Raw genomic sequence first — 3,452 nt, forward strand, 5'->3', positions numbered from 1 at the left:
CCTCGGATATAGCAAACGCTTATCTGTTCCTGGCATCCGAGGAAGCAAGCTTTGTGAATGGAGCCGTATTAAGTGTTGATGGAGGATTGACGTTCTGATGCAACAGGTAACCGATTGGTTGGAGAGCCGATCCCGTCTTGCTCCCGAGAAAGTTGCGCTCGTGGAGGTCAGTACCGGAATCCGCCTGACATATCAACAATTCCATAAACGTGTAAGCCGTCTGGCAGGGTATCTGCAGCGGTCCGGTCTGGGAAAAGGGGATCGCATCGCGTTATTGGCTCCCAACTCGATCAGTTACATGGACCTGTTGTTCGCGGCCGGCAGGATAGGGGCCGTCTTTGTGCCTTTGAATTACCGGTTCGCAATTTCCGAACTCGCGTATGTCCTTGCTGACTGTACTCCGAAAGTTTTGGTTTACAACGAGTCGTACAGCCGGTCGGTTGAAGAATTGAACGAGCAGGCGCAAATTCCTCTGGTGATCAGTGAAACTGCGTACCGATCAGCTATTTCGGAATCGGAGGAACTGACGGCTGCGGCAAAAGTGGACTTGGAAGATCCTTGGGCAATCATATACACGGGAGGAACCACAGGCCACCCGAAAGGAGTCGTCCTGTCACACCGTGCGATTGTTTGGAACGCCATCAACACGGTCGTAAGCTGGGGAATTACCGCAAATGACATTACTCCCGTCTACCTTCCAATGTTTCACACCGGCGGGTTGAATGCTCTTGCGACACCGGTTTTGTACGCGGGGGGCACTGTGGTGATCGGGAAGGATTTTGAACCGTCTTCTATTGTCGAGATTTTGCAGCGGGAGAATTGTACAATCGCTCTGTTTGTGCCGACCATGTATCATATGTTGATCCAGACTCCCGAATTTGCGAAAACGTCCTTTTCAGCGATGCATACGTTTCTCTCCGGAGGCGCCCCTTGTCCTTATACAATCTATGAAACAATGTGGGCAAAAGGCCTGAACTTTAAAGAAGGATACGGAATGACAGAAGCGGGTCCGAACAATTTCTATATTCACCCGCAGGACGCACGGCGCAAGATCGGATCGGTAGGCGTGCCGATGTTTCATAACACGATTCGGATTGTGGACGACAACGGCTGTGACGTGAAGCCGGGAGAGGTAGGGGAAATCTGGATTTCCGGTCCCCACCTGTTCTCGGAGTATTGGAACAAACCGGAGGCTACAGCGGAAGCGTTCGAGGACGGATGGCTCCGTACCGGGGATCTTGGCAGGCGGGATGAGGAGGGGTATCACTACATTGCGGGCCGCAAGAAAGACATGATTATCACGGGCGGCGAGAACGTCTATCCGCTTGAGGTGGAACATGTTCTGGAAGCGCATCCGAATATCACCGAGGTTGCGGTTGTCGGACTCCCCGATCCAAAATGGGGGGAAGCGGTTACCGCCGTGGTGGTGCCCACTGCGGACCGCAATCTGACCGAGGAAGAATTAAAATCATTTTGCTCGGGCAAGATCGCCGGATACAAGATCCCCAAAAAGTTTGTGTTCGTGGAAGAACTCCCGAAAACCTCGGTCGGCAAGATCGACAAGAAGAGAATTTCCGACAATCTGGTGCAAATTCGCAAAACAAATGCTGGCGCATGAATGAGGCAAGGCGTGATCCCCGGTTGAAACCGGGGATTTTTTCGTATTCATGCAAAAGAGCTCCATGGGTTTCGATATTGCAGTTTGTGCGGAAAGTCAAAATTGCCCTCCACTTTGCCAAAAAGGCGTAGGAAGAGGGAGAGCAAGGTTTTTCTGAGCTATGCCGATCCAGCATTATTTTTTTACTTTCCTAACTGCCAGGCAATCTTCTCTGCTTCGGGATGCAAATCCGCTTGGGTCGCCTTGACGTATATCATCGTCGTATCCAAACTGTCATGACCCATAATTTGAGCCAGCCGGTGCAAAGGTGTGTTTACTGCCATAACGTACCCGAATCGATGCCGCAGATCATGAGCGCTCAATCCTTCGAGCCGTGCCAATTTCATATATTTTTGGATGAGATGTCGTAATGCTCGTTCGCTGAGCCGACCACCTGTTTTTTCGGACGGAAACAAATACTTGCTGTTGGGCGACAGTGTCGCCATATATTTTTCCAAAGCAGATCTGCACGTGGAGTTGAGTGGAACTTCTCTTTCTTTATTGCGCTTTCCGGAGCGAACGATAACATGGTCGCTCCGTTTTCCGATCTTAATATCTTCCGGCGCCAAATCGCAAACTTCCATTGTCCGGAGGCCCGTATAAATCATTAAAATGATGATTGTCTGATCTCGTAATGAACCGCTGTGTTCCGCTGCAGCAACCAGAGCCGCTTCTTCTTTTTCTGTCATCTGTCGGGGGCTCGTCTTTTCCTCCGGAATTAACTTCACCGGTTTGGACGGATCGCGGCGGATACGTCCTTCGGTAGCAGCCCATCCAAAAAATCGTTTGAGTGTAACCAATCGGCGGTTAATCGTTGCCGGCTTTAGTTTCATTATTTTTTGCATAACTTCCTGGTATCGGGTCAATGTAGGGGTAGCCACATCCTCTAATCGGAAGGCCACATCCTTCTTCTGGTTGCTTTGCTCAGAACTCTCAAACCATCTAATAAACTGCTTCAGATCACTTGCGTATTCCTTCAAAGTTTTTGAATTCAGGTCTTCCTTTGTGGAGAGGGTGTGTACGAAATCGTTAATTATTTGTTCCCCTTGTTCGGATATTTCCTTTTGGATGCTCACTGTCGGAAACCCTCCAAATTCTTGACTTACATTAGCGGACATGATAATCTTATCTTAATTTATACATTAGCGGACATCAAGAGTGAAGTTAAGATAAATTCAATCGCCCCTAATAGTAATTAGCGGACATTATGGAGGGATCGCTTATGTCGATGCCAAAAGAAAAGTTCCACCGCATTATTGACTTGTTACCCGAAGATCGGTACGAGAAACTCGTAAAGGCACTGCCCAAAATCATTTTTGAAGGCGAAAAAGACAGTGACGATCTGACTTCGGATGAGTTGACCGAAATTTTGGCTGAGGCAAATAAAGCCAAAGAGGAAGTGGCAAAAGGTGAGTATGCCACTTATGATGAAGTGTTTGGGGATCTAAGCAATGATGTATAAAGTGATCTTTCGGAAAGAAGTTGAGAAATATATCAAGAAACTCGACAAGCCCACACGCTTGCGGATCCGGAATGCCATTCTTGACTTGGCCGAGAATCCCTATCTCGATATAAATGTCAAGCCTTTGGAAGGCGGCGAAAATCTTTTCCGGAAACGTGTGGGGGACTTTCGGATTATCTTTTCGGTGGAAAACGAACAATTGGTGATTTTGATCATCAAGGTTTCCAGTCGTGGCGATGTCTATCCTGAAAATTAAAGGCCACAGACTCACGTAAAAAGGCAATACCAAACTAAGCCCCCTAAGCCCATTGTTAATAAATGGTTGGTGGGTTA

Annotated in this window: 5 protein-coding genes; 4 read left to right on the forward strand and 1 reads right to left on the reverse strand. The window is 48.2% G+C overall.

Annotated features, from left to right (window positions below):
* A partial coding sequence (locus tag EFBL_RS21320; protein WP_231705795.1) for an SDR family oxidoreductase occupies nucleotides 1-98 on the forward strand: 98 nt, incomplete at its 5' end.
* Nucleotides 98-1,618: an acyl-CoA synthetase gene (locus EFBL_RS12670; RefSeq protein WP_096182482.1), complete on the forward strand. Its 1,521-nt coding sequence runs from the start codon at nucleotides 98-100 to the stop codon at nucleotides 1,616-1,618. The genes EFBL_RS21320 and EFBL_RS12670, both read left to right, overlap by 1 nt.
* Before the next feature lie 182 nt (nucleotides 1,619-1,800).
* Here EFBL_RS12670 and EFBL_RS12675 read toward each other — a convergent pair whose 3' ends face one another.
* Complete coding sequence (locus EFBL_RS12675) at nucleotides 1,801-2,733, reverse strand: tyrosine-type recombinase/integrase (RefSeq protein ID WP_231705793.1); 933 nt, start codon at nucleotides 2,731-2,733, stop codon at nucleotides 1,801-1,803.
* 146 nt (nucleotides 2,734-2,879) lie between these two features.
* Between EFBL_RS12675 and EFBL_RS12680 the strand changes: the two genes are divergently transcribed.
* Nucleotides 2,880-3,119 carry a hypothetical protein gene (locus EFBL_RS12680; RefSeq protein WP_096182484.1) on the forward strand — a complete coding sequence of 80 codons (240 nt, stop codon included), beginning with the start codon at nucleotides 2,880-2,882 and terminating at the stop codon, nucleotides 3,117-3,119.
* On the forward strand, nucleotides 3,109-3,375 hold the full coding sequence (locus tag EFBL_RS12685) for a type II toxin-antitoxin system RelE family toxin (protein ID WP_096182485.1): 267 nt from the start codon (nucleotides 3,109-3,111) through the stop codon (nucleotides 3,373-3,375). The genes EFBL_RS12680 and EFBL_RS12685 overlap by 11 nt, the downstream gene beginning before the upstream one ends.
* The last annotated feature ends 77 nt before the right edge of the window (nucleotides 3,376-3,452 follow it).

The organism is Effusibacillus lacus (assembly GCF_002335525.1).
Classification (GTDB): Bacteria; Bacillota; Bacilli; order Tumebacillales; family Effusibacillaceae; genus Effusibacillus; species Effusibacillus lacus.